This window comes from Planctobacterium marinum (assembly GCF_036322805.1).
GTDB lineage: Bacteria > Pseudomonadota > Gammaproteobacteria > Enterobacterales > Alteromonadaceae > Planctobacterium > Planctobacterium marinum_A.
Map to the genome: position 1 here is coordinate 1,292,562 of NZ_AP027272.1, position 26,299 is coordinate 1,318,860.

Genomic DNA, 26,299 nt, shown 5'->3' on the forward strand with positions numbered 1-26,299 from the left:
CGAGTGTACCTTGTATAAATTGATATTAGTTAGCAGCAAGCTAATTTAAAATTTATGGCTTTATCAACCGACACCTGACCCAATTCATCGGGCTCAAACAGCATAAAACGTATCGCGTAGCGATATTTGTTGCCACTGAGGGTGGGATAATAATTGCTATCTGAGGCGCAGTGAATGCGGATCAGGTCATTGCGTTCGTCCGCAACTCCTTGGTAAAACCCTTTGACGGCTTCAACTTCTTCAAAGCGTCCGCGCTCCCGTAAGAAAGATAAGGTAATTTCGATGGCTTGCTGGATGAGGGTAAATTCGTTAATCCAGCGATCAATATCGGCAGCAATGGCCTTATCTGACTGCTTCAACCAATAATGTAAATTGGGTAAATCAAAACTACAGGTGGCACCAGGAATTGAAAAGCGTTGTTTTATGGATAGCAAAAATCGCTCGCCTTTCAGACCCGCACCTATCTTGGCACTACTTTTCAGTTTTGCTTTTAGCTCAAGGATGCGTTGCAGGGCAAGGTCCAGAGCTTCTTTGTCGATCTTGGGATGTTGTGCCCACAAGCGCAGATTTTTTTCGTGGTTATCGATGTCTTTGAGGATATCTGTACGCATGTCAATGCGCTCCAGCAATTCCAATAAAGTAAAATAGCAGTCAAAAAAGTGAATAAACTGCCAATCTTCCGAGCAATCCCGGGCAGAGTGCAGTTGTTTGAATAACTGTTCCAAACGCAAATAGGTGCGCACTTTCTCATTTAATGGAAATTCGTAAACAGTATTCGACATGTAACCAGCTCAGTATGTTGTTATTCGTATTTTAGGTGAAAAAACAGTCGATTGCCTAAATGCTCTGGGCAATCGCCTTATATTTGTTATGCAAGGTTTGAACCTTGGTCAACAAATGAGGTTTGTCAGTGTCATTTACAATCACGTCATCAGCAATTGCAAGGCGTTGCTCTCTGCTCGCCTGAGATTGCATTATACTTTTTATTTGTGCTTCTCCAACCCCATCTCTGCTTGTTGCTCGTTGTAGCTGAATTGCTTCCGGGCAATCTACCACTAAAATTCGGTCAGTCAGGTGTTGTAGCTGATTTTCAACCAGTAATGGGATAGAAAGAAGAACATAATCGGATTTCGCTTGCTGACATTGTATTTGCATTTGTTCGCGAATGAGGGGGTGGAGTAATTCATTCAACCAGGTTTTAAGCGCAGGATCAGCAAAAACCCGTGTGCGTAATTGTGCTCTATCCAGGGTACCCTCTTGGGACAAAATACTTGCACCAAATTTATCCCTTATCGCGGCAAGTGCTTTACTACCCGGTTGCACCACTTCACGTGCGATGACATCGGCATCCACTACTTCAATGCCATAATGCTCTTTAAATAGATCTGAAACTGTGGTTTTTCCCGACCCGATTCCGCCTGTTAATCCAACAATAAAATTGCTCATGAGAGAATAAACTGCCAGTAGTGGTTAACAATACTTTCGCCAAAGAAGAAGGTGATGAGTCCGGCAATAGCAAGGTAGGGACCAAAAGGGATTGCTTGTCCTTTTTCAGTCTTTTTAGTGATCATCATGGCGATGCCGATAATAGCGCCCACGAAGGAGGACAGTATGATGATCACTGGAAGATAAGCGTAACCAGTCCAGGCGCCTAATGCCGCCAGTAGCTTAAAGTCGCCATAACCCATGCCTTCTTTACCCGTTACCAGTTTAAAAACCCAATAAACGCTCCAGAGACTCAGATAACCCAGCGCAGCACCTAAAATAGCTTGATCTGGGGTAATGAATATACCTTTCAGGCTTAACAATAATCCTAACCACATCAGCGGCAGGGTGATTTGGTCCGGTAGTAGCATGGTGTCCAGATCGATAAATGTCAGAGCAATGAGGCTCCACAAAAAAATCAATGCCATGAATAGTGCCAAAGTCGGGCCGAGATAAATGGCCATAGCGACACTCAGTGCCCCTGTTAATGCTTCGATTGTGGGATATCGAGCCGAAATCTTGGTTTTACATTGGCTGCATTTAGCTTTGAGTAAAATCCAGCTTAAGACGGGAATGTTTTCCCATGCTTTGATTTTGTGGCCACACTTAGGGCAAGTGGACGCTGGAATAGCCAGATTGAATCGATCGGTTTGCGTCGGCGCAGGGGAATTGCTCACAATCTGGGTGTCAAAATGGCTTTCGCAGGCATGCTTGAATTCTTTCTCCATCATCACCGGGAGACGATAGATCACGACATTTAAAAAGCTGCCAACGGTTAAACCGATAAACAAGACGAAACCGTAAAACACCCAAGGCCAGGTATTAAATACCAGTAACAATTGCTCCATTTATGTTCTTCTTATCTTTGCAATCAGGATTTGAGGGCAGTTTACACCACCATGCCCAGTTGGAATATAGGCAAATACATGGCAACGATTAATCCGCCTATCACCACCCCTAAAACGGCCATAATGATTGGCTCCAATAAAGATGTGAGACCGTCTACCATGTCGTCTACTTCACGTTCATAGATAGTCGCTATCTTACCTAACATATCATCAACTGAACCTGACTCCTCACCTATGGCCACCATCTGCACTACCATTGGCGGAAAAACGTTAGTGCTGCGCATGGCAATATTCATTTGCTCACCACCGGCTACTTCAGATTTCATGTAACGAATTGCGTCGCGGTAAACCGCGTTGCCCGCAGCGCCAGCCGCCGATTCTAATGCTTCAATAAGTGGAACGCCGGCAGCGAATGTAGTGGATAAGGTTCGGGTAAAACGGGCGATGGAGGCTTTCACCAAAATTTCTCCGATAACGGGTACTTTCAATAGTTTAGCGTCTAAAGTATCTCTTAGTTTTTGTGAATTTTTATAAGCGCGTTTAAAGAAAAACGCAAATGCCACCATGCCCATCGCGATGAACGGGCCGTTGTTTTGCACAAAATTAGAAATATTGAGTACGAATTGGGTGAAGGCCGGGAGTTCCGCGCCAAACCCAGCAAAGATTTCCTCAAACTGAGGTACAACAAAAATCAATAAAATGGTGGTAACAATGAAAGCCACCACCACGACCGCCACAGGGTAGAACATAGCCTTTTTTATTTTCGATTTCAGCGCTTCCGCTTTTTCTTTGTAGGTGGCGATACGGTCGTAGATATTTTCCAAGGCACCCGACTGTTCACCGGTTTTCACCAGGTCGCAGTACAAATCATCAAAATAATCGGGAAATTTTCGCAGTGAGTTTGACAAAGGTTGGCCGGATTGCACTTCGTGGGTGATTTGTCCCAGCATCTTGCGCATGGGCGCTTTATCATGGCCTTGGCCGATCATTTCCAGGGTTTGGATAAGTGTTACCCCTGCGGATAACATAGTGGCAATTTGTCGCGAAACGTTGCAAATGTCCAGCGCTTCTATCTTGGCGCCGCCTAGCAGGGGCTTAGGTGCTTTTTTTATTTTAGTAACAGATATGCCGCGACGACGCAGAATCGACTTAGCATCGTTCATGGAGTCGGCGATAAATTCGCCTTTAACTGTCTGGCCCTTTTTATTTTTTCCCGTCCAGATAAACTCGGGTTTTTCTGCTTCTTTTACTGCCATCGTGACCGCTGTTTTTGTTTTTATCTTTAACTATAAACAAAAAAGCCCAGCTTACACCGGGCTTTTAATCGAAAAGTTTAGATTAGCACAGACCTGCTGCCTGACAGCCGCCGCCTTGAGTCCAGGTAATGGCTCCATTGGATTCCACACCAGACAGAGTATAGGTCTCAGTTGCAGTGATACCACTTACTACACTGGCAGCCGGCGTCACTGTGATGGTGTAGGGGTCACCTCCGGTACCTGCTCCGCCAAATGCGATAGTGTTCACCAAATCAGAAGCTGTCCAACCAGATTGTACTGTCAACGTAGAACAATCCGCTGGAGAGCCGGTTTGCACGCACACTTCCATGGCTGTTTTTGCAGGGCTGGCTGCTGAGATGACTTCACTATAGGAAGCCCGAGCAGAGTAGCTCTGGTAGGCAGGTAGGGCAATGGCTGCCAAAATACCGATAATTGCCACAACAATCATCAGTTCTATCAGTGTAAAACCTTTTTGGTTGTTTTCGACTTGATTCATTTTCTATCTCCAGTTGCGCAATTATGCGGCTTAATATTTGTAGCTTTATTTTAAGTCAGACCAGTCATTTATCAGAATTGAAAAATTTCCGGGCTTTCCAAACTCAGTATAGAAGGCAATTCTCATTGGGCAAGTTTGCCAACCCTTCTTAAGTTTGTATCGACAAGATTAGACACAAATTTGTACTTGTAAAAGGATGTAATTTGATAACTGATTCTCAAACGACGACTTTTTGTACGAAAAACCTCCTGAACTGTGAAGTTGCTCACAAAACATTTTCGCTATTCAGGAGGTCAGCTGAAGATTGGATTGTTAATTGGGTTAATTGCTTAACCGCAGAGAGAGGTCGATAGCCTTAATATTCTTGGTAATGGCGCCAGAGGAAATAAAATCTACCCCTGTATTGGCAATTTCATGTAAACGCTCTGCTTCTACATTACCGGAAACCTCCAGCTTGCATTGTCCTTGGTTTATGGCAACGGCCTTTTCCACATCAGCAAGGCTGAAATTATCTAACATGATAATGTCGGCTCCTGCAGAGATAGCTTGTTTAAGCTCTGATAGATTTTCCACTTCAACCTCAACCAGCAAGCGGTTATCTCTTTTCCGGGCTGTTGTGATTGCCGCTGTGATGCTGCCACAACCCATGATGTGATTTTCTTTTATCAGAAATCGGTCGTACAAACCAATGCGATGATTGGCACCACCACCACAAGTAACCGCATACTTTTGCCCATAACGCAGGCCGGGAATAGTTTTTCGGGTGTCTAATATCTGAGTATTAAAACCGACTAATAATTCAGCGTAATGAGCTACTTCAGTGGCCGTTGCAGATAAAGTCTGAGCGAAGTTGAGAGCGGTGCGTTCCCCGGTGAGAATTGCACGGGTATTACCTATAATCTCAAACAGAGTATCACCAGCTTGATGGGCTTGGCCATCTTGAGTATGCCATATTATGTCGAGGCCATCATCGAGCAACATAAAGGTTTCTTCTACCCAAGCTTTACCCACAAAAATGCAATTTTCTTTGCAGATCACTGCCGCATGTGCCGTGTCGTCTTCAGCAATCAGGCTGGCGGTAACATCGTAATTGAGCATAGCTCGCAGTTGTTGTTTGGCAATCTCTGGCGTCGGAATGCCGTTTGCTAACTGTTGGAAAGGGGACTCGCCGAGGTCTTGCCAGAGACTGGTGAGCACTGACAGCGTGATCTCGGCGTCGAGTAAAGTCTGGAACTGGGTCATGAGCTTATTGCACTAAAATTAATCTAAATGGGGCGAATTGTTTAGACGCGCGACTGTATACAAAGGCGAAGTATCTTACAATTGCTTTTTGATTCCACACGTCACTGAATCCACCCTGTCACAAAGGTCTCAGCGTTAAAGTGTCACCGCGCTGCGAAAATTCTAACTGTTTTAAGACACTCATACCCAACAATATTTCCGGTCCTTGCATGCCAGGATTAATATTACCGATAACATTAGTAAGCTGAATGTTACCTAATTCCAGAGAAGGAATGCTGGTGCGGTATACGGTGACGGTTCCGTTGGCAGTGATGCTTCTGCCTGGAGCACCTTTTTGCAGACCTAGCTTTTCTGCCACTGCCAACGGGATGGAAACGTTAGTGGCGCCGGTATCCACTAAAAATACAACTTCTTGACCGTTGATCTTGCCACTGGAAACGTAATGTCCATAGCGGTTGCGCTTCAATACTACAGTTGGCTTGCCGTTTTCGTACCGACTTTCGGGTCGCTCATTGGGATTGAATTGTGCCAACAGAGAATCTTCAAAAAGCACGCTGATCAATGCAAGTCCAACTAGCCAGGCCAGAATAAACATGCCCGTACCTAATCGTGAAGTGGTTTTTTGTTCAGCCGACAAAAGTTGCTCCAAATAAAAGGGAAAAAATGCCAACAAAAACTAACACTGCTGACGCTAAATTCCAAAAAAATCATGTAATAATACGTACAAATAAAGATTTAGGATGAAATCATTGGATATCAAAAACGGGTGGTTGCAACAGGTTGAAAAATGCGTAACGACTCATTTTGATCAGAGACCTGAGGGCGTAAGCCCATCGTTGCTGGTTATTCACAATATCAGTTTACCGCCCGGTGAATTTGGTGGCGGATACGTGCAGCCTTTCTTCATTGGTAAGTTAAATCCTGCAGAGCATGTGTTTTTTAAAGAGATTTATCAAATGCGGGTTTCTGCCCATTGCTTAATTGAACGCACAGGGGCGATTACTCAGTTTGTCAGTTTTGACGAAAGAGCCTGGCATGCGGGACTTTCTGCATTCCAGGGTATTTCGCGTTGCAATGATTTCAGTATTGGTATCGAGCTTGAGGGAGCTGATGAGACACCATATGAAGATGCCCAGTACGAAACCCTTGTTGCAATCACAAAATGTTTGATGGTCCAATATCCAGGCATTAACTTAGGGCGTATAGTAGGGCACAATGATATTGCCTTTGGCAGAAAAACCGATCCAGGCGTCGCCTTTGATTGGTGCCGCTATCGCCAGGCACTTTAACTACATTAAGAGAACTTACATGACCCTGATCAGCTTGTTACTCGTCATTGCATTGGAAAGATTGACTACCAAGTCGAATATCTGGCGCAGTGAAACGTATATGTTGCCTTATCTTGATTTTTTGCGCTCAAAGGGTTGGTTATATACAACAAACGCCTGGCAAATTTATCTTGCTGTGGCCATGCCCACGCTTGTGATGTGGTGGATCTTTTTGAACCTGGAAAGCAGTTTGCTTACCTTGGTGTTAAATCTGGTGGTGTTATTTATTGCTGTTGGCTGTCCTCATATTCGTGCCAAATTTAAAGGATATCTGCAAGCCTCCAATCGCGGCGATTTTGCCGCCCGTGATTTATACGCTGAGGAACTGAAGTTTATACCAGCTAATGGAATTTCATTTGGGCAGCACATGGTGTGGATTAACTTTCGCTATTATTTTGCCATTGCATTCTGGTTCTTAATTCTGGGTGGTACCGGGGCGGTGATGTATCTCACGGCACGATTGCTGGAAAGCCAGGCGCCAGATGAGTCGCAACGTAAAGTGGCAGCCAGAGTCATGACTATTCTGGATTGGGTACCGGCGCGCATCGCTGCTTGCGGCTTTTTGTTGGTGGGGCATTTTACTCAGGGGGTGAAGTCCTTCAGTAGCTATCTATTTGATTTGACTATCAGTGCCCGCGATATCGTGACCCAGGTAGCGAAGTCCAGTGAGGAGGTGGAACCCGATACCATGGATTGCACAGAAGAACCCTGCACGCTTTTGCGACTTGCTAAGCGCAATATGATGCTTTTGTTGGCAGTAACAGCTGTTTTAACCCTTGGTGGGTGGATAAATTAGCCAAAAACAGGTTCATATATCGAGGTCAGACCAGCGCTGACGATACTGAAAAAGGCCACGGTTTACGTGGCCTTTTTGCTATTTAGCGACTACAACTTAGTAATCTGAAAACCCGATGGGCTTTACCTGAGCAAGCAGATTCGATATCCTTCAAAAATTGGTAAGACCAATTTACCTTTTCGTAAAGTGGTAAACACTGACGAAAAAGACTGGTTGAATAGTTTCAACTCAACAGATACAGATGCAAAAAATACAAAATAAAAAATTGTCTGACATTATTGTTGAACGATTGGAAGCCATGTTGTTGGAAGGGCAATTTCTGGCCGGGCAAAAACTGCCTCCGGAAAGACAGCTAGCCGAACAGTTTAATGTTTCCAGACCTTCATTGCGCGAAGCGATACAAAAACTGGAAGCCAAAGGTTTACTGCTGCGCAAACAGGGTGGTGGTACTTGGGTTAGCGATAAACTGGCACCTAAGGTGACTGATCCTTTAATGCAGTTAATCGCTACCTATCCTGAGAGTCAGTTTGACTTGCTGGAATTTCGTCACGCTTTGGAAGGGATGGCAGCTTATTACGCCGCGTTGCGTGGTGATGAAGGGGATTTTATGGCCCTGAATCAAGCGCTAACTCGAACTGAGGTGGCTTATAAAGAGGATTGCGTAGAGCAGCAGGCAGAGTCGCTGGTGGAGTTTTATCTCTGTATGGCCAAAGGCTCTCACAATGTGGTTTTGCTGCACATCATGGGCAACTTGTTGGATGTGTTGAAAGACAATATCGAAGGCAACCTGGCATTATTGCGCAAGCGACCTGAGGCTTATCGTCAAATCCATCAGCAGCGCAAACAGATTGTAGCCGCGATAGTGTCGGGGAATCCGGAACTGGCGCGCCAGGCCAGTAATGAGCATCTGGCATTTATAGAAAAAACCCTTCTGGAAATTAATTCAGAGGATTCTCAAATGCAGCGCGCATTGCGCCGCATTGAGGTGGGGAGCGAACACTCCCATTAAAATTCGGGATGAGTCGCACTGCGATTCGTCCCTTTTACTATGGTAGGTTCTGGTTTTGATACCTGGACTTAAAGGTTAAAACGACAAATATAGGAACACAGCATGGCTGATACGATGCAACCAGACTTGGATCCACAAGAAACGCAAGAATGGTTAGAAGCACTCAATGCAGTACTGGAAGAAGAGGGGGCAGATCGCGCTCACTTCCTGCTGGAATCTTTGATCGATAAAGCACGTCGCAGTGGCGTTCATTTACCACACAAATCCACAACGGCATATATCAATTCCATTCCGGCCGGACAAGAGCCGACAATGCCGGGTGACCAAACGATTGAAGCCAAGATCCGCAACGTGATCCGCTGGAATGCCATGATGATGGTATTGCGCGGCTCTAAGAAAGATTTGGAATTGGGTGGGCATATCTCCAGTTTCCAATCTTCAGCCATGCTTTATGATGTGGGTTTTAACCATTTCTTCCGTGCTCCGGGTGAGAATGGCGGTGGCGATTATTTATTTGTGCAAGGCCATTCGGCGCCGGGTATTTACTCCCGGTCCTATATTGAAGGTCGTTTAACCGAGGAACAGCTGAATAATTTCCGTCAGGAAGCCAATGGCGAAGGGTTATCGTCGTATCCACACCCGAAATTGATGCCTGACTTCTGGCAATTCCCCACCGTTTCTATGGGACTGGGTCCAATGCAAGCCATTTACCTGGCACGCTTTTTACAGTACCTCACTGACCGTGGCTTAAAAGACTGCTCAGATCAGCGGGTTTGGTGCTTTATGGGAGACGGTGAGGTGGATGAGCCAGAATCCTTGGGTGCTATCGGCTTAGCTGCGCGCGAAGGCCTGGACAATCTGACCTTCGTCATCAACTGTAACCTGCAACGTCTTGATGGTCCGGTGCGTGGCAACGGCAAGATCATTCAAGAGCTTGAAGGTACTTTCCGCGGTGCAGGTTGGGAAGTGATCAAGGTTATCTGGGGACGATATTGGGATCCGCTATTGGCTCGCGATACCTCTGGTAAACTGATGGATCTGATGATGGAAACCGTCGACGGTGAATACCAGAACTTTAAAGCCAAAGGCGGTGCTTACACCCGTGAGAAGTTCTTTGGTAAATACCCAGAGCTGAAAGAGATGGTAGCCAATATGTCTGATGATGACATCTGGCGTTTGAATCGCGGTGGTCACGATCCGGTGAAAGTATACGCGGCATATGACAAAGCCACTAAAACCAAAGGTCGTCCTCAGGTAATCCTGGCGAAAACTGTTAAAGGTTATGGCATGGGAACCGCTGGTGAAGGTAAGAACATCGCCCACAACGTTAAGAAGATGGATACCGCGGCCATTAAAGAATACCGCGATCGCTTCAACATCCCGGTGGCAGATGAAAAGCTTGCTGATTTGCCTTACTACAAGTTTGACGAAGACAGCGAGGAAATGCGCTATCTTAGAGCGCGTCGCGAGTCCCTCAATGGCTATATGCCCAAGCGTCTACCGCAAAGCTCAGAAACCCTTGAAGCTCCACCTCTAAGCGCCTTCGATGCGGTATTGAAAGGCTCCAATGGTCGTGAAATCTCTACTACGATGGCATTTGTACGCGTACTGACCGCCATGCTGAAAGACAAGAAAGTCGGCAAGCGCGTAGTACCTATCATTCCTGATGAAGCGCGTACCTTTGGTATGGAGGGTTTGTTCCGTCAAGTGGGTATTTACGCCCATGAAGGCCAAAAATACGAACCTCAAGATTCTGATCAGGTTGCCTACTATCGCGAAGATAAAAAAGGTCAGGTACTACAGGAAGGGATTAACGAGTTAGGTTCAATGGCGTCTTGGTTGGCGGCAGGTACATCCTACTCCATCAATGATTTGCCCATGATCCCGGTGTATATCTATTACTCAATGTTTGGTTTCCAACGTATTGGTGACCTTGCATGGGCCGCCGGTGATTCACAAGCACGCGGTTTCCTGGTGGGCGGTACGGCCGGTCGTACAACCCTCAACGGTGAAGGTTTGCAGCATCAGGATGGTCATTCTCATGTTCAGGCCAATACGATTCCTAACTGTATTACTTACGACCCAACCTACGGTTACGAAGTCGCAGTCGTTGTGCAAGACGGTATGCGCCGTATGTTCCAGGAACAGGAAAACGTGTTCTACTACATCACGGTAATGAACGAAAACTACGTTCAACCAGCCATGCCTGATGGTGTTGAAGAAGGTATCGTAAAAGGTATCTACAAGCTGGATACCGTAGAAGCGAAAAAATCCAAGCTGTCGGTTAAGTTATTAGGTTGCGGTACCATTCTTGAGCAAGTGCGCGAAGCGGCTGCACTGCTGGCAGAAGATTTTGGTGTGACTGCAGAAGTCTACAGCGTTACCTCGTTTAACAACCTTGGCCGCGACGGTCAGGACGTTGAACGTCACAACATGTTAAACCCAACTGCTGATGCACAAAAAGCCTACGTCACTGAAGTGCTGGAAGCTGGCGCTAAAGGACCAACTATTGCCGCCACTGACTACATGAAGTCTTTTGCTGAGCAAATTCGCGCTTATGTACCAGGGCAATACAAGGTATTGGGTACTGATGGTTTTGGCCGTTCTGACAGCCGAGCTAATTTGCGTCACCACTTTGAAGTGGACGCCAAGTTCGTGGTACTTGCGGCACTAAGCGAATTACTGAAAGCCGGCGATATCGATGCCAAAGTGGTGACTGATGCCATTGAGAAATTTGGTATTTCAGCTGACAAACTCAATCCGCTGTACGCGTAATCAACCGGGAGAAGAGCAATGAGCAAAGATGTTTTAGTCCCGGATGTGGGCGGAGAAGAAGTCGAAGTTATCGAAGTGTGTGTCAGTGTTGGCGATACTGTTGAAGCGGAAGATGCGCTGATCACGGTAGAAAGCGACAAAGCCAGCATGGACATTCCTGCGCCATTTGCCGGTAAAGTCAGTGAAATTCTTGTGGCTGTAGGCGACAAGGTGGGTCAGGACAAACTGATCATGAAAATTGAAGCAGGCTCTGCTGAGGCAGCCAGCGGAGACGCTGCAGAAGAAGCTACACCTGCTCCGGCACCAGCTCCGGCTTCCGCCCCTTCAGCAGAAGCACCTAAACCTGCTTCTGGCGGCAGTAGCGTTATTGAGGTGTTGGTCCCCGATATCGGTGATGCCGCAGATGTAGACGTTATCGAAGTACTTGTAAAAGCCGGTGATACGGTGGAAGCGGAAGATGGCCTTATTACCCTGGAAACCGATAAAGCCACTATGGACGTACCATCCCCCCAAGGCGGTACGGTAAAAGAGCTGAAGATCAATGTGGGAGACAAGGTCTCTCAAGGCAGCTTGGTGCTGTTGCTGGAAACCAGTGAGAGTGCTGGTGAAGAGACTGCCCCGGCGCCTGCACCTGCTGCTGAAACAAGTTCAGATTCTGCCGCTGCTTCTTCTGGTAGCAGCGTAATGGAAGTAACTGTCCCTGATATTGGTGATGCCACCGATGTGGATATCATTGAAGTATTGGTAAGTGTCGGTGACAGCATCGATGCTGAAACCGGACTCATTACCCTGGAAACCGATAAAGCCACCATGGATGTACCTTCACCTAAGGCCGGTGTGGTAAAAGAAATGTTGGTTAAAACCGGCGACAAGGTGAGTAAAGGCTCGCCTGTAATTATGCTGGAAGTAGCTGGTGAAGCACCTGCTCCAGCGCCTGCCCCAGCAGCAAGTGCCCCGGCTCCTGCTGCTGCATCATCGTCAGCACCGGCACCAGCGCCAAAAGCCCCACCAGTACCGCATCATCCCTCTGCCGGGGAAAAACCCAAGTCAGGTTCTGTGTATGCCTCGCCGTCAATTCGCCGCTTGGCCCGCGAATTTGGTGTGGATTTGAGTCAGGTTTCTGGCTCGGGCCGCAAAGGTCGTATTTTAAAAGAAGACGTGCAGTCTTATGTTAAATATGAATTGTCTCGTCCAAAGGCCAATGCCGCAACTTCTACAGCAGGTTCTGGTGGTCTGCAGGTACTGGCACAGCCGAAGGTAGATTTCAGCAAGTTTGGTGAAATTGAAGAGCAACCGTTAACTCGCATTCAGAAAATTTCCGGTCCAAACCTGCATCGCAACTGGGTGACTATCCCCCATGTGACGCAATTTGAAGACGCTGACATCACTGATTTGGAAGCCTTCCGCAAACAGCAAAATGCCCTTAATGAAAAGCGCAAAGTGGGCGTTAAGATCACGCCGTTGGTATTTATCATGAAAGCCGCAGCCAGTGCCTTATTGGAGTATCCCACTTTCAACTCATCCTTGTCGGAAAATGGTGAAGCGCTGATCCTGAAGAAGTACGTGCACATCGGTATCGCTGTAGACACGCCAAATGGCTTGGTGGTTCCGGTAGTGCGCGATGTGGACAAAAAGGGCGTGCTGGAGATTTCTCGCGAGCTGATGGATATCAGTAAAAAAGCTCGCGAAGGCAAATTGAAGGCGGCAGATATGCAAGGTGGTTGTTTCACCATCTCCAGCTTAGGCGGAATTGGTGGAACGGCATTTACACCTATTGTAAATGCGCCAGAAGTCGCCATATTGGGTGTATCGAAAAGTGATATGAAGCCCAAGTGGAATGGTAAAGAGTTTGAGCCAAGGTTGACCTTGCCTTTGTCTTTATCTTACGACCACAGGGTGATAGATGGAGCCTTGGCAGCGCGCTTTGCAGTGCATCTGTCTGAGGTACTAAGCGATATACGTCGCCTGGTAATGTAAAGCTAACAGAGCAGAGCAATTAAGGCAGGAAAGCATTCCTGCCTTTGCCTTTCGCGCCTTAGCTGTTTACACTTGCGGCGTTTGTACCCAACAACGGACTTAAGAGTTCGAAAATAAGAGTTAGTTGCTGCCCTCATTGAATGCAGCAGAACGAGATAGAACAACCAAATACACAATTTTGAGGTCATCATGAGCGAAATTAAAACTCAGCTGGTAGTGCTGGGCGCCGGTCCCGGCGGTTACTCTGCAGCGTTCCGTGCTGCGGATTTAGGCATTGAAACAGTTATCGTCGACGCACGCGACACCCTGGGCGGTGTTTGTCTGAACGTGGGTTGTATTCCTTCCAAAGCCTTGTTGCACGTTGCTAAGGTTATCGACGATGCCAAAGATATGGCTGCTCATGGTGTATCTTTTGGTGAGCCTCAAATTGATATCGATAAAGTACGCGCCTGGAAAGACAGCGTTGTTAGTCAGTTGACCAAAGGTCTGTCTGGCATGTCCAAAATGCGTAAAGTTAAACACGTACAAGGCTACGGCAAATTCACTGGTAGCAATACCATGGTGGTTGAAGGTAAAGATGGTGCTACCACCATTAACTTCGATAACGCTATTATCGCAGCCGGTTCTGAGCCGGTAACCTTACCCTTTATTCCGCATGACGACCCGCGCGTAATCGACTCAACTGGCGCGCTGGAAATGGAAGACATTCCAGGTAAAATGCTGGTGTTAGGTGGTGGTATCATCGGTCTGGAAATGGGCACCGTATACCGTGCGCTGGGTAGTGAAATCGACGTGGTTGAGTTTCTGGACCAGTTAATCCCTGCTGCGGATAAAGACATCATCAAGGTTTACCAGAAGTACGTTAAAGACAAGTTCAACGTAATGCTGGAAACCAAAGTGACCGCAGTTGAAGCTAAAGATGACGGCCTGTATGTCACCTTTGAAGGCAAACAAGCGCCAGCAGAACCAGTGCGTTACGACAAAGTATTGGTAGCGGTTGGTCGTCGTCCTAACGGCAGTCTGGTGGATGCCGACAAAGCCGGTGTTAACGTAGACGAGCGTGGTTTTATCAATGTTGATAAGCAAATGCGTACCAACGTTAACAACATCTATGCCATTGGTGACTTAGTCGGCCAGCCTATGCTGGCGCACAAAGCGGTACACGAAGGTCACGTTGCAGCAGAAGTTATCTCTGGTATGAAGCACTACTTCGACCCGCGTTGTATTCCTTCTGTAGCTTACACAGACCCTGAGGTTGCTTGGGTAGGTGTGACTGAGAAAGAAGCCAAAGAGCAGGGCTTGAAAGTTGAAACAGCTACGTTCCCTTGGGCGGCTTCTGGTCGTGCTATCGCCTCTGGTCGCACTGAAGGTATGACGAAGTTGATTTTTGACAAAGACACTCACCGCGTATTAGGTGGTGCAATGATCGGTATCAATGCCGGTGAAATGTTGGGCGAAATCGGTTTGGCGGTTGAAATGGGTGCTGATGCCGAAGACATCGCATTAACCATTCACGCTCACCCCACCTTGAACGAGTCTATCGGCCTTGCTGCTGAAATTTACGAAGGTTCAATTACTGATTTGCCTAACCCTAAGGCGAAAAAGAAAAAGTAATGATGCTTTTTAGTTAGTTTAAAGGCCGCTTGAATAAGCGGCCTTTTTTGTTGCTGAGCCAGAAAAAAACATTTTTTAAAACACTCCGCTGAGTATTAAACTATACAAGATTTAATTTTCGGGTGGCATAATTATCCCGAAGTCGATTTTGTCAGAAATCACTTACAAATATTGTTGTTATTGTCGGACTTTTTCAGAACCAGAATATGGCTATATTTCGGACATGTTACACTGATTTATACACTGATATGGTACATGTCGACTTAAGCAAAGCATCGCCGCGATTCAGCAATAAAAACCGTTGTATTAATTGCAACGGCTTAATGGCGTCTGGACGTGAAGATATGTGCTCAGCCTGTCGGGAAAAGCTCAATAAGATTTTGGGTTCAAACACCACAGATATGTTTGGTCTGCTGCAAAACAAAAAAACGAAAAGCTAATACTCTTTCCTGCTATTTGGTCAACCGAGAAACCTTAAACTCTTGCCATTGCTTTGCTGACATTGTTGCCGTTTTTACAAGTTCCAGGCGATTGGATGTAAAGCCGCGTTCGTCTGGCTTTTCAATTTCAAACAATAATAAGTGTTTGCTTTGGCTATCAAACCATATGTTTCCGCCCCGATTATCCAAACCATACCCGTTAATGGTGTAGTGTGCTGCGTTTTTGCCAAGCTTGACTTCATTATTCTCAAAGCGCATAACAACATCGCCGAACTTGATGAAAGGTGGTGGGCTTTTATTCATGTCCAGGTCTAGTATGGAGAAGTTAAAATCTGCTCTTGGGTCAGATAAATGTCGGTAAGCGAAGCCTAAACTGGCAAAGTCGAAATCATAGCTGTGCCATAAGGTTGCATTGAGCGTTGTCTCTGTATTTTGCTCACCCAGCTGGACTGAAAACCTTGTGGGGGAAGTTTCTCGTAGTTGTGCTCTTGGGATAATCGAGCCATCAGCCATAACCGATGCGGCGCTAAACTCAATCACATTTAAAGTTTTTGCTGATATTGTTGCGTTAACAGAGGTGCCTCGGGCATTACCTGGTGTCCACTTGAATGCTTCAATATTCAGTGCGTCATGGTAATAAAGTGCTATCTGGCTTTCGTGAGAACCATCGATGTTGGATTTTTTGTATTGCAGTAAGGTATTTTGAGGGACCCGTTTTTCCTCAAACTTGCCCGGAAAGTGTTCAGCTGTTGCAATAGTGCCGGTGCTAAATAGCAGTAAAAGTATTAATAAATTACGCATGGACAATGTCTTCCTCGAAATGTTCACTTAAGAGCATAACGAAGAAGGTATTGCTGTTCGTGTGAGACTTGTATCTAAATATGAGGCGAATTTCCTACATCGAGCCAAATAGCGCAAGAATGCGTGCTATGGTTTGTTCAACAGGCGCTTCGTCATTCTCTTTATAATCAAACTGATGATCAGTATCGGCCACCACATTTAATTGTAAATTAGGCGTTTCCCAACCATTTCCGGCATCCAGTAAGGCCAAATTGTGGCATTTTTCCAGTGTATCATCGGGTAAGCTATCATCATCCGAAGCGGCAAAAATATAGCTTTCGCTGTTGGTTTCAAAGGCATCATCAAAGATATCTTGTGTAGCATCTGAATAGCCATTTAAGGCGCAGCCTGGATATAAGCTTATAACGGTACTGGCCTGATATTGTGCATCGAAGGGCAGGTTGAACCACTGCTTGTCGTCCATCTGTAACTGTTCTTCATTGCTCGCTAACATGCCGTGATTGGCAAAGGCTAAAGCAGAAGTACCGCCATTGGAAAAGCCCAGTACCCCGATTTTATCCGGGTTGATGTCGTCGCGAGATTTGAGCCAGGCGATACCTTCGGCAATATCTGTCGGGCGTACTGAAATAGGGTCGATTTTAGTGGGGCGCTCCAACGGGTCGCCACCGCACACTCCGCCACCCACATCGCCGTTATTATCGCGATGAGTAAAGGAGTCCACTAACAAGGCGATGGTGTTTTGCTCATTAAGTAACTTGCCCCATACTTTGTACTTACCGGACACGTATTTCGCAGTCCATTGGTCAGCTGTGTCTTTGTAGTGTGCACCGCCACAGCCATGTACCATCACTACTGCAGAGTATTGGTTATTGGCATCATAGCCTTCGGGTAACCAAAGATAGGCGTTCATGACTTCGTCGTTGCTGGTGAGAATGGCGACTGTTTCATCTGCGGTTTTTTTATCGCTACTTTGCCATCCAGCAAAGGCCAAACCGGGAATAAGTACGGACATCATAAAAAGTTTGCGTAACATCATTGTTCTCCAAATAGTGATTAGGGTCATATCACTGGGCTTGAGTGCGTTGGCATTGCAAGGCTTCCCTGCGATGCAAAATAAGATAGGCTCACTTGTGACACAAAAACAGCATGGAAAACGTGAAGTAATTCACAACTACCCAGAAGCTGTGAACTGGTTAACTAAATAACCTGAGATTTACCAGGAAAAATGACTTGTTAAGGATTTGTAACAGATAATTTGGCATGTTGTGCTGTTCACTTTTGCCTATTTTTGACTGGGCACGTACACTTGCACGGCGACAGAGAACAATAACAAAGGAACATCATGAAAAATGTCAACAAATTGGCCCTGGGCGTTGCCCTGGCGCTAGGACTTATTGCGGGCGGATGCAGCAAAGCGCCGCAAGAAAACAGCGCCTCAACACCGACTGTTGAAACCCCCAAAGCAGAACAACAACAAGAATATGTCTCGGGTATATACCTTGAAAATATGGATACCAGCGTTAAACCGGGCGATGACTTTTTCCGCTATGTGAACGGCACCTGGTATGACAAAACTGAGATCCCCGCGGACAAAGCCAGTTACGGCGGTTTTGGAATTTTGCGCGACGAAGCACAAGAGAAAGTGTTGGAGATCATCAACGCCTCAGCAGAAGGTGATTTTGCGCAAGGCTCTGACGAGCAAAAAGTGGGCGATTTGTACAACTCCTACATGAACATGGAAAAACGCAATGCGCTGGGCGTTACACCACTAGCTGATGAATTGGCCATGATCGATGCCATTGAATCGCAAGAGGATCTGGCAAAATATTTCGCGCGTGCCAGTAAGTACGGTTTTGGTGCGCCATTTGTTATTGGTCAATATGTAGACTTCAAAAATCCAGAAACCTATATGATTTACAGCTGGCAGGCGGGCTTAGGTTTGCCAGATCGCGAATATTATTTCAAAGAAGATGAAGCCAGCCAGGACATTCGCAAGGCCTATGTGGCTCACGTGGCTAAGATGTTTGAACTGGCAGGGTTAGGCAACGGCGAAAAGAACGCGCAAACCGTGATGGCGCTGGAAACCATGTTAGCCAGCCATCACATGAAAAAAGAAGATACACGCAATATGGTGGCGTTGTATAACAAGGTGATGCTACCGGAGCTGGATAGTGTTATGCCAGATTTCCCGTGGGATGTGTTTTTTGCTGAGGCGCAATTATCCGAGCTGGACGGTCTGGTAGTGACTCAGATGGACTATATGAAAGAGCTTAATAACATCATTAAAGGCACCAGTATGGATGACTGGAAAACCTTCCTGCAATGGGGCCTCGTTAATGCTACTGCCGCTCGTTTGAACGAAGAAATTGATGCGCAAAACTTTGAGTTCTACAGTAAAACCTTACGTGGCGTAGAAGAGCCTCGCCCGTTGTGGCGCAGAGCCGTTAACCTGCTAAACGCCAATGTCGGTGAGATTATTGGTAAGGTTTACGTTAAACAGCATTTTCCGCCTGAAGCGAAAGCGCGTATGGAAAAGCTGGTAGATAATCTGCTATTAGCTTATGAAGACAGCATTAAAAATCTCAGTTGGATGACTGACGAAACCAAAAAAGAGGCGCTGGATAAACTATCCAAGTTTACGCCGAAAATTGGTTATCCGGACAAATGGCGTGACTACTCATTGTTAACCGTAGATGAAAACGACTTCTACGGTAACTTGATGCGCTCTTCTGAAGCTCAGTATCAGCAAATGCTGGAGAAGCAAAATGGCCCGGTACAGAAACACGAGTGGGCCATGAACCCGCAAACGGTGAACGCTTATTACAATCCGCCAATGAATGAAATCGTGTTCCCGGCAGCCATCTTGCAACCACCCTTCTTTAACATGGAAGCAGAAGATGCCGTGAACTACGGTGGTATAGGTGCGGTGATTGGGCACGAAATCGGCCACGGTTTTGATGATTCCGGCAGTACCTTTGATGGTGATGGCGTATTGCGCAATTGGTGGACGGATGTCGATAAAGCCGAATTTGAAAACCGCACTGCGCAATTGATAGAGCAGTACAATCAGTTTGAAGCCTTACCGGACGTGTTCGTAAACGGTGAGTTTACCTTAGGTGAAAACATCGGTGATTTAGGTGGTATTAGCATCGCTTTGAAAGCCTATCAGCTGTCACTGCAAGGCAAAGAAGCCCCGGTTATGGATGGCTTTACTGGCGAGCAGCGGGTATTTTTAGGCTTTGGACAGGTATGGGCCAACAAATATCGCGACGAAGCATTGCGCAATCAAATCGATACCGATCCCCATTCGCCCAGTCACTTCAGAGCGAATGGTTCGGTGCGCAATGTACCGGAGTTTTACGAGGCCTTTGATGTAACCCCAGAAGATGCCTTGTATCTATCGCCTGAAGCGCGAGTTAAGATCTGGTAGTAAACCTCAGGTGAGTGTTATCCAAGGCCGCTTTTTTGCGGCCTTTTTTAAACATGTTCTGTGTCGAATTACTGTGCTATAAAATTCGAATTGAAATTCTAGAGAGCGCAGGTTTTAATCAGCGGCTTAATCACAGTCTGGTTTGCGCACAACTGCAGCGCTATCCAGTGTTATAACAATAAACAAGGACCTCCCGATATAAAAGGGAGTACAAGAAAAGGCCATGAGCAATAGTTTCAAAGTTCCACATACCCTTATTCTTCTGTTATCCATGATGCTGGTGGCTTACATTGCCACTTGGTTAGTACCGCAAGGAGCGTTTGAAACCGTGACCCTTGAAAATGGCCGCCAATCGGTAGTACCGGGAACCTTCACCCTCAGTGAAGAACAAGTGCGGCTGACACCGATGGATTTTCTGGTGGCCATCCCCAGAGCATTAGCAGCAGCTCAGGATATTATCTTTTTCGTCTTTATTGTGGGCGGGGTACTGGCGGTTGCCAGGGCTACTGGCACCATTGATGCGCTTATTGGCAATCTTCTGCACAAATTTGGTCATAAACCCAATTTATTGATTTTTATGGTGGTGTTCTGTTTTGCCATGACATCCGGTGCCATTGGCACGGCAGGTGAGTACATCCCGTTTGTGTTGATATTGGTGGGCTTATGTAAAGCCATGAAACTGGATGCCATGACAGCCGTAGGAATGGTGGTGACTGGCTACGGCATTGGTTATGGCGTTTCCGCCTTTAATCCGTTTACCGTAATGGTGGCGCAAAGTGTCGCAGAAGTACCTGTTTATTCGGGGATTGAGTTGCGCCTGGCGATATTCATTCCTTTTGTTCTTATCGGTTTTCATCACGTCTGGAGTTATGCCAAAAAAGTTCTGGCTGATCCTGCACAATCCATGACTGCGGATTTGCCCTGTCCATTGGCGGGTAATGACAAAGTGGGGTACCCCGAACTGAAGCTACACCATAAATTAGTCCTGTTCGGACTGGTTGCCACTATCGCTACGGCAGTTTGGGGCATCTCTCAAAAGGGTTGGTATCTGTACGAGCTTGGCGCATTATTTATCTTGTGGGGGGTATTCACCGCTGTTATTGGTAAATTGGATGCAGATACCGCCGCACAGCAGTTTATTGAAGGGGTAAAGGACTTAGCCACCACCGCTATGCTAATCGGTGTGGCACGAGGTATCGCGTTGATTATGGAAGACGGGCAAATCCTGCACTCATTGGTGTATAACATGTCTTATCCCTTGTCGTACCTTGGGTCAGAACTGGCGGCCGTGGGTATGTTTATCATGCAAACCTTTTTGAATTTGTTTATCCCTTCTGGCAGTGGCCAGGCTTATGTCACTATTCCACTATTAGCTCCGGTGGGCGATTTGGTGGGGGTAAACCGCCAGGTGGTGGTGTTGGCCTATCAGTTTGGTGATGGCTTTTCTAATATGATTATTCCCACCAATGCGGTACTGATGGGGATTATTGGCATGGCAGGCGTACCTTATCATTTGTGGTTCAAATTCTGTATGCCACTCATCCTTAAGCTCATGGCAGCAGCCTCGGTAGTATTGATACTGGCCGTTATGTTTGGTTATGGCACTTAAAGGCTCCAGCTCACGTATCCACAAACCTTTCATCCGTGATCTTAAAGGGGCTAACGAGTGTTAGCCCCACACTACTGAACATTTATCCATCTTGTTAAATCGCGCGATTGGCTCTATAAATCAGCTATGGAACAACTTGAGTTTTTTGAAATCCCCAGCCCCTGTATTGGCGTGTGCCAGGTGAATAATAAGGGCTATTGCAAAGGCTGCTTTCGCAGTCGGGATGAGCGTGTCTATTGGCACCAGGTGGACAACGCTGTGAAACAACAAATACTCAACGCCTGCAAACAGCGTAAAAAACGCGTCATGTATCGCAAGAATCAAGCGCAGCAAAACACACCACAGGCAGATAGCCAATCCTCCTTGTTCGGTGATGAAGACTAATTCCTGTTAATTTATGTGGTTCGCCTCTAAACTGAGGCGGTAACACACCAACACAGGGCAATCCAATGGCTGTACATGCTGACCTTAATCTCACACTCATTACCGGGGCTTCTGAAGGGATCGGGAGATGTTTTGCCGAAGAGTTTGCCCGCCAGGGACACGATCTGGTGCTGGTGGCGCGTTCGCAGGAAAAGCTCGAAGCCATGGCGGAATCACTGCGTAATGAGCACTCGGTCAAAGTTACTGTACTGCCACAGGATTTAACGCAACCCGGTGCGGCGGAAGTTTTGGCGGCTCAACTGCAAGAGCGGCAATTACAGGTGGATATCCTGGTGAACAATGCCGGATTGATGTATGTGCAAGACTTTTTTACTACTGAACCCGAAAAACTGGAACAGCTGCTTACCCTTAATATTAATGCTGTAGTGAGAATGACTCGTCAGTTTTTACCGCAGATGCTATCTCGCGACAATGGCAAAATCATTAATGTCGCCTCCATCGCCAGTTTTATTCCCACCCCAAAATTTGCCATTTACGGTGCTTCCAAAGCCTTTGTATTGTCTTTCACCGAAGCGCTAGTGGAGGAGATAAAGTACACCAATGTCAAAGCCCATTGTGTCTGCCCGGGCTTTACCAAAACCAACATGATCCAGCAGGGCAATGGTCTGGAAGACAACATTCCCGGTTTTATGAAAGTGGCCCCCGAGTCGCTGGTAAAAGATGCCTACAAATCGGTGATGAAAGGCGAAACCATTTATATTCATAAGATACACAACAAAGCCCTGGTGCAATGGTCGCGACTGTATCCTAAGTGGCTTGTACGCGGCGTAAGTGGTTTCTTTAGTCGGTTTTAAACCAAGCTGTTTGGTATGACTGCTGTTTTAAGAAAATAGAAGGTCATTTTGTGTTAATTCACTGACTGCTCACACACCATAGCGGACTATCGATGTTAATAGATCTACAGACTACATTTTTAATGTTTGCAGACAGTCCAAATATCCAATTTACAATAAAAATACGACTCCAAGAAATATGAATTGGAAGTTAATCAAGAGATCTTCCAATTAAGAAATCCATAGCCTAAATGGTTCATAAGCATATTAAGAGTGTCTTAATTCTGTCTTGCTCCAGTCTAACATATATTTTGAGAGCACCAATGGAATCTGATATCGAGTGCTAAGGTGTTAACTAAAGCATTAACTAGGGCGATGCAATTATTGGGTCGTAAAGCTCTTTCACTTTAATGGTGAGCAAGGAGAAGAGAAGTGAGTAAATAATATAGAAAGCTGTCGATGCGTAATTATTTTTATTCTTTGTGTATCTGCGATTTTGTTATTCTCTAAGTTAGTCAGACTGTGGCTTCGTTTATCAAGTTAGATAGCGGCAGAAATTGAATAAAAACTCAGAATTTCTGCCTATAATCAGAGTACAACTTTAAACTATGAGAGATTTCAAGAAGCACACTTGTGAAAGCGAAAATCAATTTACTAATATTGCTATACCTCGCTTCAGCGCTAGCTTTTTCAAAGCAGGGAACGCTGACAGCTAACAACACGTGCTTAGATGTGCCTAAATCTGACAGCCTTTACATAAGGCAAATCTGCATGGACGTAACGGTGAACTTTCGATTCAGCATGCTGATGGGGGAGCCGGTTTATGTCACTTACCTACAATGGCAATTAAAAGGTCATAAAACTTCCAAGTTGCTGACCGAACTTTATAGGGAAGGCTTTGTAACAGGTTGGCCAGTATTATCAGATAAGTTTGTTAGTTTTGATACGGATTTGGTGCTTAAAATGGGCACCCGTTTTGAGCAAAATGCTTCCTGGAGTATATCGTCTGAAGAACGCAAATTAAGGACTGATATACTATCAAGCACAGAACCACTTCACGAGGTAGGCCTTTTTTCTTCCCCCGGAATTGTGAAAGGCTCAGGTGGGGAGCCAAGCTTCAATATTCCAGATTCGAGCGATTGGGACAAAGTGTTTGAATACTTTGAATTTTCGAGAAGAATATTTTGTAAATCCACAGGGGAGTTTGTAAATAGTGAATTAACCAAGCGTATATTCAAACTTGAGGTTCCACCAATAGAGTTTTATTTTTGTAATCACCGCTTTAACCTAAGTAGCTACAACGATCTTGTCGAAAACCAAATTCGAGAGTTTGAAAAGAAAAAAAGCGATAAAGAAGCAAAAAACAAACAAGCCCAAATAGATGCATTTGACCCTTGGAAAAATCAAGGACCTTCTCCAGACAACGAAGAAACAGGTAGCGCAGAAGAGGCGCCTAGCAGCCGTGACTTTATCGATAAACAATCAGGGGTCACTGATTGGTTTGCATATGGAGATGCGCAACACGGATTTCAAATTAAAAGGGATTTAGAGGAAAACCTATTAATCGAATCCCCATCAGCAAAGGTTATTACAGAAGACTCGGTTATATGGATAGAGGGAAAAGTACCAAATAATGAGGGGAACTACTATTTGGTTGTTAATGGAAGGAAACAAAGATTTGCGGTTGATTCACGTCGGAGGTTCAAATCTGCAGCAATTCTTGAATGGGGTGATAATAAAATCGATCTTTATGGGGAAGTAGAAGGAATTAAAATCAAAAAGGGGATAGAGGTCGGTTATACAGGTAGGGTTTCCAAAATCAGGGTTACATTATTATGGGATAAACAAGGTGACTTAGACTTACATCTAAAAGGTCCTGAAGGTCAACATGTCTATTACTCCAATAAAGCTTATAGTTCAAATAATTATGAGATATCCTTAGATGTCGATAATACCTCTGGTTATGGCCCAGAAAACATATCTGTTTTTGATAGCGATAAAGGCTCCTATTCTATCGAAGTAGTTAATTATGGCAGCTTAAACTCGGTTAATGCTACGGTTCACGTGTTCCTTGATGATGAGCATTTTCGTACTTTCCGACGCCAGTTGAATTCTTCAAAAGAAAAATGGGTTGTTGACGTTATCTCGCTAGACTGACTCGAGCATTGTCTCAATTTGGCTAATAACAGCCGAGGGAGAGTAGCTACAATCGGAAAAGCATGCCGGCAGCACCTATAGTCATAGTTAATATTTTTTTGCATCCGTATGGCAAAAGATAACTTTTATAAGCCAAATCGATAAATGTGGGGCGTCCCATCCCTTTACCATTCAACGTTAGAAGAATTCTGGTATGTAGCTGGGCTAATCTCTAATATCAATTGCTAGCCTAAAACCAGCAGAGCTTGTTGAGTTTAGATATTGCTTGTGATGTGTTCTTAAAACGGGGTCGGCTGAGAAATTTGCGAATGGCCTCTCACCACATTCAGTGTTGAAGGGGTTGTTGTGAGGAGAGGGACAATTGTGAACGTATTCAGACGGGCCGTTATAAAGCCCATAGACTCCGTGTTTATTAGTCGAAATCGTAAGCGAGTGTTCTCTTAAAAAACCGTCACGCCCAACAAAATTTATTTCTTGCAAGCTTGGAAGTCGATAGGGTTCGTCTGTTACTGAGTTTAACCAAGGGATAAACTGTTGAACAATGTTACTCAGAGGGACAATTGCAGGAAAGTCCAAGCTAAACTTCGTATTATTTTTTTGTTGTGTTTCCAGAGTATTACTGATTTTTGGTGTTAGTTCACAGGTCCCATATTCGACACAAAGATTGTAAAGCTGCCACGAAACCTTTCGGTCTTGTAACTTAAAACTTTCAAGAAAGTGTACCTTTAATAAGTTATTCGAACCCTTTTCAAACCAGTTCTCTGCAGCATACGCTCTGACTTGCGAAGCTCTCTCTTGACTTGGGCAGCCTTCTTTAACCGAATATTGTGTGAACTTTCTATATACCTTATCGCCGTTTTCATGAACGTACTTTAATATATCTGAGTCAATTTCTGTCGCATTAATGCACCCAGTAATCCACCCAGATGCAATTCGGTGATAAATAAAGCTTTTGTAATCCTCTATATTTTCAACTTTGTTAAGTGCTGTTTCTATGTGAGCAGCTATAACTTCGTTTAAATCTTCTCTCCATCCTTTTGGTTTAAAGCGCAAGGTTTTTTGTCCTTCCTCATTAAGTACTGCTATTTCATTCAAATAAGCTTGTTCTGCCTCAGATACCTCTTCGGCGAATAGGGAGAGGAAAGTAGTATTTCTAGCTTTACTCTTAAAGCTATAAAAAGTGAACTTTCCGCTCGGTATTTCTATCATGTTGGGCTTCAGTGCTTCTAACTTAGATAAAAATACGTTTTCCTTATCTCTTTCTTCCTTCTCTTTTTGTTTTTGAAGTCTCTGCCTTTCTTCTTTCTGTCTCTTTTCTCGCTCTTGCTCAGCCTTGATGTTATCAATTCTTCTTTTCTCTGCCTCCTCGGCCTTGTTATATAAGTCAAGCGCAGCTTTATAGTTATGATTATTTGAGTCGACTTTGGTTAAAAAAATAGATAATTCTCGTAGTGCCTTTTGAGACCTTAGTTCCGCTTGTAATGCCTTCGCGTAGTAAAAGTGAAAATTGTCAAAGACAGGCACGTTGAGCTTTTTTACTTTTTCAAACGCCTCAATTGCAGCGACATTATTCCCTTCATCCATAGCGTTTTTGGCCAGTAAAAGTAATCGGTCTGCCTCAACACTGGATGGAAGAGAGGAAGCTAGAATGGCTCCAAGAATTGAGTTGGCGACTATCCACAATAGGAATGCTAGGTTGTACTTTAGCAGCTTCATTTGTGTATTCGAATTGAACATAGAACAATTCAGTAGAGTGAGAAATGTTTCCTAAAATCTAGACCATTTTTGGGAAAAAACA

General features: G+C 45.3%; 21 protein-coding genes. 11 read left to right on the forward strand and 10 right to left on the reverse strand.

Translation table 11 applies throughout. The features are described 5' to 3' along the window. Window positions 1-29 precede the first annotated feature (29 nt). The 7 genes from zapD to AABA75_RS05755 form a co-directional block, all read right to left on the reverse strand. Window positions 30-782 carry a cell division protein ZapD gene (gene zapD / locus AABA75_RS05725; protein ID WP_338291594.1) on the reverse strand — a complete coding sequence of 251 codons (753 nt, stop codon included), beginning with the start codon at window positions 780-782 and terminating at the stop codon, window positions 30-32. Window positions 783-837: 55 nt separating this feature from the next. Beyond that, window positions 838-1,446 (reverse strand): dephospho-CoA kinase, encoded by a 609-nt coding sequence (gene coaE, locus AABA75_RS05730; protein WP_338291595.1) that lies wholly within the window; start codon window positions 1,444-1,446, stop codon window positions 838-840. Next, window positions 1,443-2,333, reverse strand: coding sequence for a prepilin peptidase (locus AABA75_RS05735; RefSeq protein WP_338291596.1), 891 nt, complete (start codon window positions 2,331-2,333; stop codon window positions 1,443-1,445). The genes coaE and AABA75_RS05735 overlap by 4 nt, the downstream gene beginning before the upstream one ends. A 41-nt stretch (window positions 2,334-2,374) precedes the next feature. Next, entirely contained in the window at window positions 2,375-3,589 is a 1,215-nt protein-coding gene (locus AABA75_RS05740; RefSeq protein ID WP_338291597.1) for a type II secretion system F family protein, read from the reverse strand. Window positions 3,590-3,671: 82 nt separating this feature from the next. After that, window positions 3,672-4,106 (reverse strand): pilin, encoded by a 435-nt coding sequence (locus AABA75_RS05745; RefSeq protein ID WP_338291598.1) that lies wholly within the window; start codon window positions 4,104-4,106, stop codon window positions 3,672-3,674. Window positions 4,107-4,427: 321 nt separating this feature from the next. Beyond that, on the reverse strand, window positions 4,428-5,348 hold the full coding sequence (gene nadC / locus AABA75_RS05750; RefSeq protein WP_338291599.1) for a carboxylating nicotinate-nucleotide diphosphorylase: 921 nt from the start codon (window positions 5,346-5,348) through the stop codon (window positions 4,428-4,430). A gap of 118 nt (window positions 5,349-5,466) precedes the next feature. After that, entirely contained in the window at window positions 5,467-5,943 is a 477-nt protein-coding gene (locus tag AABA75_RS05755; RefSeq protein WP_338294811.1) for a retropepsin-like aspartic protease family protein, read from the reverse strand. A 145-nt stretch (window positions 5,944-6,088) separates the two neighbouring features. Between AABA75_RS05755 and ampD the strand changes: the two genes are divergently transcribed. The 6 genes from ampD (at window position 6,089) to lpdA (ending at window position 14,847) form a co-directional block, all read left to right on the forward strand. After that, window positions 6,089-6,637, forward strand: coding sequence for a 1,6-anhydro-N-acetylmuramyl-L-alanine amidase AmpD (ampD, locus tag AABA75_RS05760; protein ID WP_338291600.1), 549 nt, complete (start codon window positions 6,089-6,091; stop codon window positions 6,635-6,637). Continuing rightward, complete coding sequence (ampE, locus tag AABA75_RS05765) at window positions 6,576-7,472, forward strand: beta-lactamase regulator AmpE (RefSeq protein WP_338291601.1); 897 nt, start codon at window positions 6,576-6,578, stop codon at window positions 7,470-7,472. The genes ampD and ampE overlap by 62 nt, the downstream gene beginning before the upstream one ends. 241 nt (window positions 7,473-7,713) lie before the next feature. Next, complete coding sequence (gene pdhR, locus AABA75_RS05770) at window positions 7,714-8,481, forward strand: pyruvate dehydrogenase complex transcriptional repressor PdhR (RefSeq protein ID WP_338291602.1); 768 nt, start codon at window positions 7,714-7,716, stop codon at window positions 8,479-8,481. 102 nt (window positions 8,482-8,583) lie between these two features. After that, window positions 8,584-11,256: a pyruvate dehydrogenase (acetyl-transferring), homodimeric type gene (aceE, locus tag AABA75_RS05775; RefSeq protein ID WP_338291603.1), complete on the forward strand. Its 2,673-nt coding sequence runs from the start codon at window positions 8,584-8,586 to the stop codon at window positions 11,254-11,256. 18 nt (window positions 11,257-11,274) lie between these two features. After that, the gene (gene aceF / locus AABA75_RS05780) at window positions 11,275-13,233 is read left to right on the forward strand and encodes a pyruvate dehydrogenase complex dihydrolipoyllysine-residue acetyltransferase (RefSeq protein ID WP_338291604.1); all 1,959 of its coding nucleotides are present in this window, start codon (window positions 11,275-11,277) and stop codon (window positions 13,231-13,233) included. A 189-nt stretch (window positions 13,234-13,422) separates the two neighbouring features. Beyond that, entirely contained in the window at window positions 13,423-14,847 is a 1,425-nt protein-coding gene (gene lpdA, locus AABA75_RS05785; protein WP_338291605.1) for a dihydrolipoyl dehydrogenase, read from the forward strand. A gap of 452 nt (window positions 14,848-15,299) precedes the next feature. Here lpdA and AABA75_RS05790 read toward each other — a convergent pair whose 3' ends face one another. Continuing rightward, entirely contained in the window at window positions 15,300-16,088 is a 789-nt protein-coding gene (locus AABA75_RS05790) for a hypothetical protein (protein ID WP_338291606.1), read from the reverse strand. Window positions 16,089-16,182: 94 nt separating this feature from the next. Further along, window positions 16,183-17,124: a hypothetical protein gene (locus tag AABA75_RS05795; protein WP_338291607.1), complete on the reverse strand. Its 942-nt coding sequence runs from the start codon at window positions 17,122-17,124 to the stop codon at window positions 16,183-16,185. Window positions 17,125-17,430: 306 nt separating this feature from the next. Here AABA75_RS05795 and AABA75_RS05800 point away from each other — a divergent pair, with 306 nt between their 5' ends. The 5 genes from AABA75_RS05800 (at window position 17,431) to AABA75_RS05820 (ending at window position 24,501) form a co-directional block, all read left to right on the forward strand. Beyond that, a complete protein-coding gene (locus tag AABA75_RS05800; RefSeq protein WP_425325565.1) occupies window positions 17,431-19,518 on the forward strand; it encodes a M13 family metallopeptidase in 2,088 nt (695 codons plus the stop codon). Window positions 19,519-19,741: 223 nt separating this feature from the next. After that, a complete protein-coding gene (locus tag AABA75_RS05805; RefSeq protein WP_338291608.1) occupies window positions 19,742-21,127 on the forward strand; it encodes a YfcC family protein in 1,386 nt (461 codons plus the stop codon). A gap of 126 nt (window positions 21,128-21,253) precedes the next feature. Beyond that, window positions 21,254-21,511, forward strand: a complete 258-nt coding sequence (locus tag AABA75_RS05810; protein ID WP_338291609.1) for a DUF1289 domain-containing protein — start codon at window positions 21,254-21,256, stop codon at window positions 21,509-21,511. A 65-nt stretch (window positions 21,512-21,576) separates the two neighbouring features. Beyond that, window positions 21,577-22,365: an SDR family NAD(P)-dependent oxidoreductase gene (locus AABA75_RS05815; RefSeq protein ID WP_338291610.1), complete on the forward strand. Its 789-nt coding sequence runs from the start codon at window positions 21,577-21,579 to the stop codon at window positions 22,363-22,365. A gap of 750 nt (window positions 22,366-23,115) precedes the next feature. Beyond that, a complete protein-coding gene (locus tag AABA75_RS05820) occupies window positions 23,116-24,501 on the forward strand; it encodes a YfaP family protein (protein WP_338291611.1) in 1,386 nt (461 codons plus the stop codon). A gap of 204 nt (window positions 24,502-24,705) precedes the next feature. On the opposite strand, the gene AABA75_RS05825 is transcribed toward AABA75_RS05820, so the two are convergent. Then, window positions 24,706-26,217, reverse strand: a complete 1,512-nt coding sequence (locus AABA75_RS05825) for a hypothetical protein (protein WP_338291612.1) — start codon at window positions 26,215-26,217, stop codon at window positions 24,706-24,708. Window positions 26,218-26,299 lie beyond the last annotated feature (82 nt).

Bases quoted from the DNA above. Each gene is read 5' to 3' on its own strand.
- AABA75_RS05805 (WP_338291608.1), top strand. From the start codon at position 19,742: ATGAGCAATAGTTTCAAAGTTCCACATACCCTTATTCTTCTGTTATCC.
- AABA75_RS05825 (WP_338291612.1), bottom strand. From the start codon at position 26,217: ATGAAGCTGCTAAAGTACAACCTAGCATTCCTATTGTGGATAGTCGCC.
- AABA75_RS05815 (WP_338291610.1), top strand. From the start codon at position 21,577: ATGGCTGTACATGCTGACCTTAATCTCACACTCATTACCGGGGCTTCT.
- AABA75_RS05735 (WP_338291596.1), bottom strand. From the start codon at position 2,333: ATGGAGCAATTGTTACTGGTATTTAATACCTGGCCTTGGGTGTTTTAC.
- coaE (WP_338291595.1), bottom strand. From the start codon at position 1,446: ATGAGCAATTTTATTGTTGGATTAACAGGCGGAATCGGGTCGGGAAAA.
- aceF (WP_338291604.1), top strand. From the start codon at position 11,275: ATGAGCAAAGATGTTTTAGTCCCGGATGTGGGCGGAGAAGAAGTCGAA.
- aceE (WP_338291603.1), top strand. From the start codon at position 8,584: ATGGCTGATACGATGCAACCAGACTTGGATCCACAAGAAACGCAAGAA.
- AABA75_RS05795 (WP_338291607.1), bottom strand. From the start codon at position 17,124: ATGATGTTACGCAAACTTTTTATGATGTCCGTACTTATTCCCGGTTTG.
- lpdA (WP_338291605.1), top strand. From the start codon at position 13,423: ATGAGCGAAATTAAAACTCAGCTGGTAGTGCTGGGCGCCGGTCCCGGC.
- AABA75_RS05800 (WP_425325565.1), top strand. From the start codon at position 17,431: ATGAAAAATGTCAACAAATTGGCCCTGGGCGTTGCCCTGGCGCTAGGA.
- AABA75_RS05740 (WP_338291597.1), bottom strand. From the start codon at position 3,589: ATGGCAGTAAAAGAAGCAGAAAAACCCGAGTTTATCTGGACGGGAAAA.
- AABA75_RS05745 (WP_338291598.1), bottom strand. From the start codon at position 4,106: ATGAATCAAGTCGAAAACAACCAAAAAGGTTTTACACTGATAGAACTG.
- AABA75_RS05790 (WP_338291606.1), bottom strand. From the start codon at position 16,088: ATGCGTAATTTATTAATACTTTTACTGCTATTTAGCACCGGCACTATT.
- pdhR (WP_338291602.1), top strand. From the start codon at position 7,714: ATGCAAAAAATACAAAATAAAAAATTGTCTGACATTATTGTTGAACGA.
- zapD (WP_338291594.1), bottom strand. From the start codon at position 782: ATGTCGAATACTGTTTACGAATTTCCATTAAATGAGAAAGTGCGCACC.
- AABA75_RS05755 (WP_338294811.1), bottom strand. From the start codon at position 5,943: ATGTTTATTCTGGCCTGGCTAGTTGGACTTGCATTGATCAGCGTGCTT.
- nadC (WP_338291599.1), bottom strand. From the start codon at position 5,348: ATGACCCAGTTCCAGACTTTACTCGACGCCGAGATCACGCTGTCAGTG.
- AABA75_RS05820 (WP_338291611.1), top strand. From the start codon at position 23,116: ATGGACGTAACGGTGAACTTTCGATTCAGCATGCTGATGGGGGAGCCG.
- ampD (WP_338291600.1), top strand. From the start codon at position 6,089: ATGAAATCATTGGATATCAAAAACGGGTGGTTGCAACAGGTTGAAAAA.
- AABA75_RS05810 (WP_338291609.1), top strand. From the start codon at position 21,254: ATGGAACAACTTGAGTTTTTTGAAATCCCCAGCCCCTGTATTGGCGTG.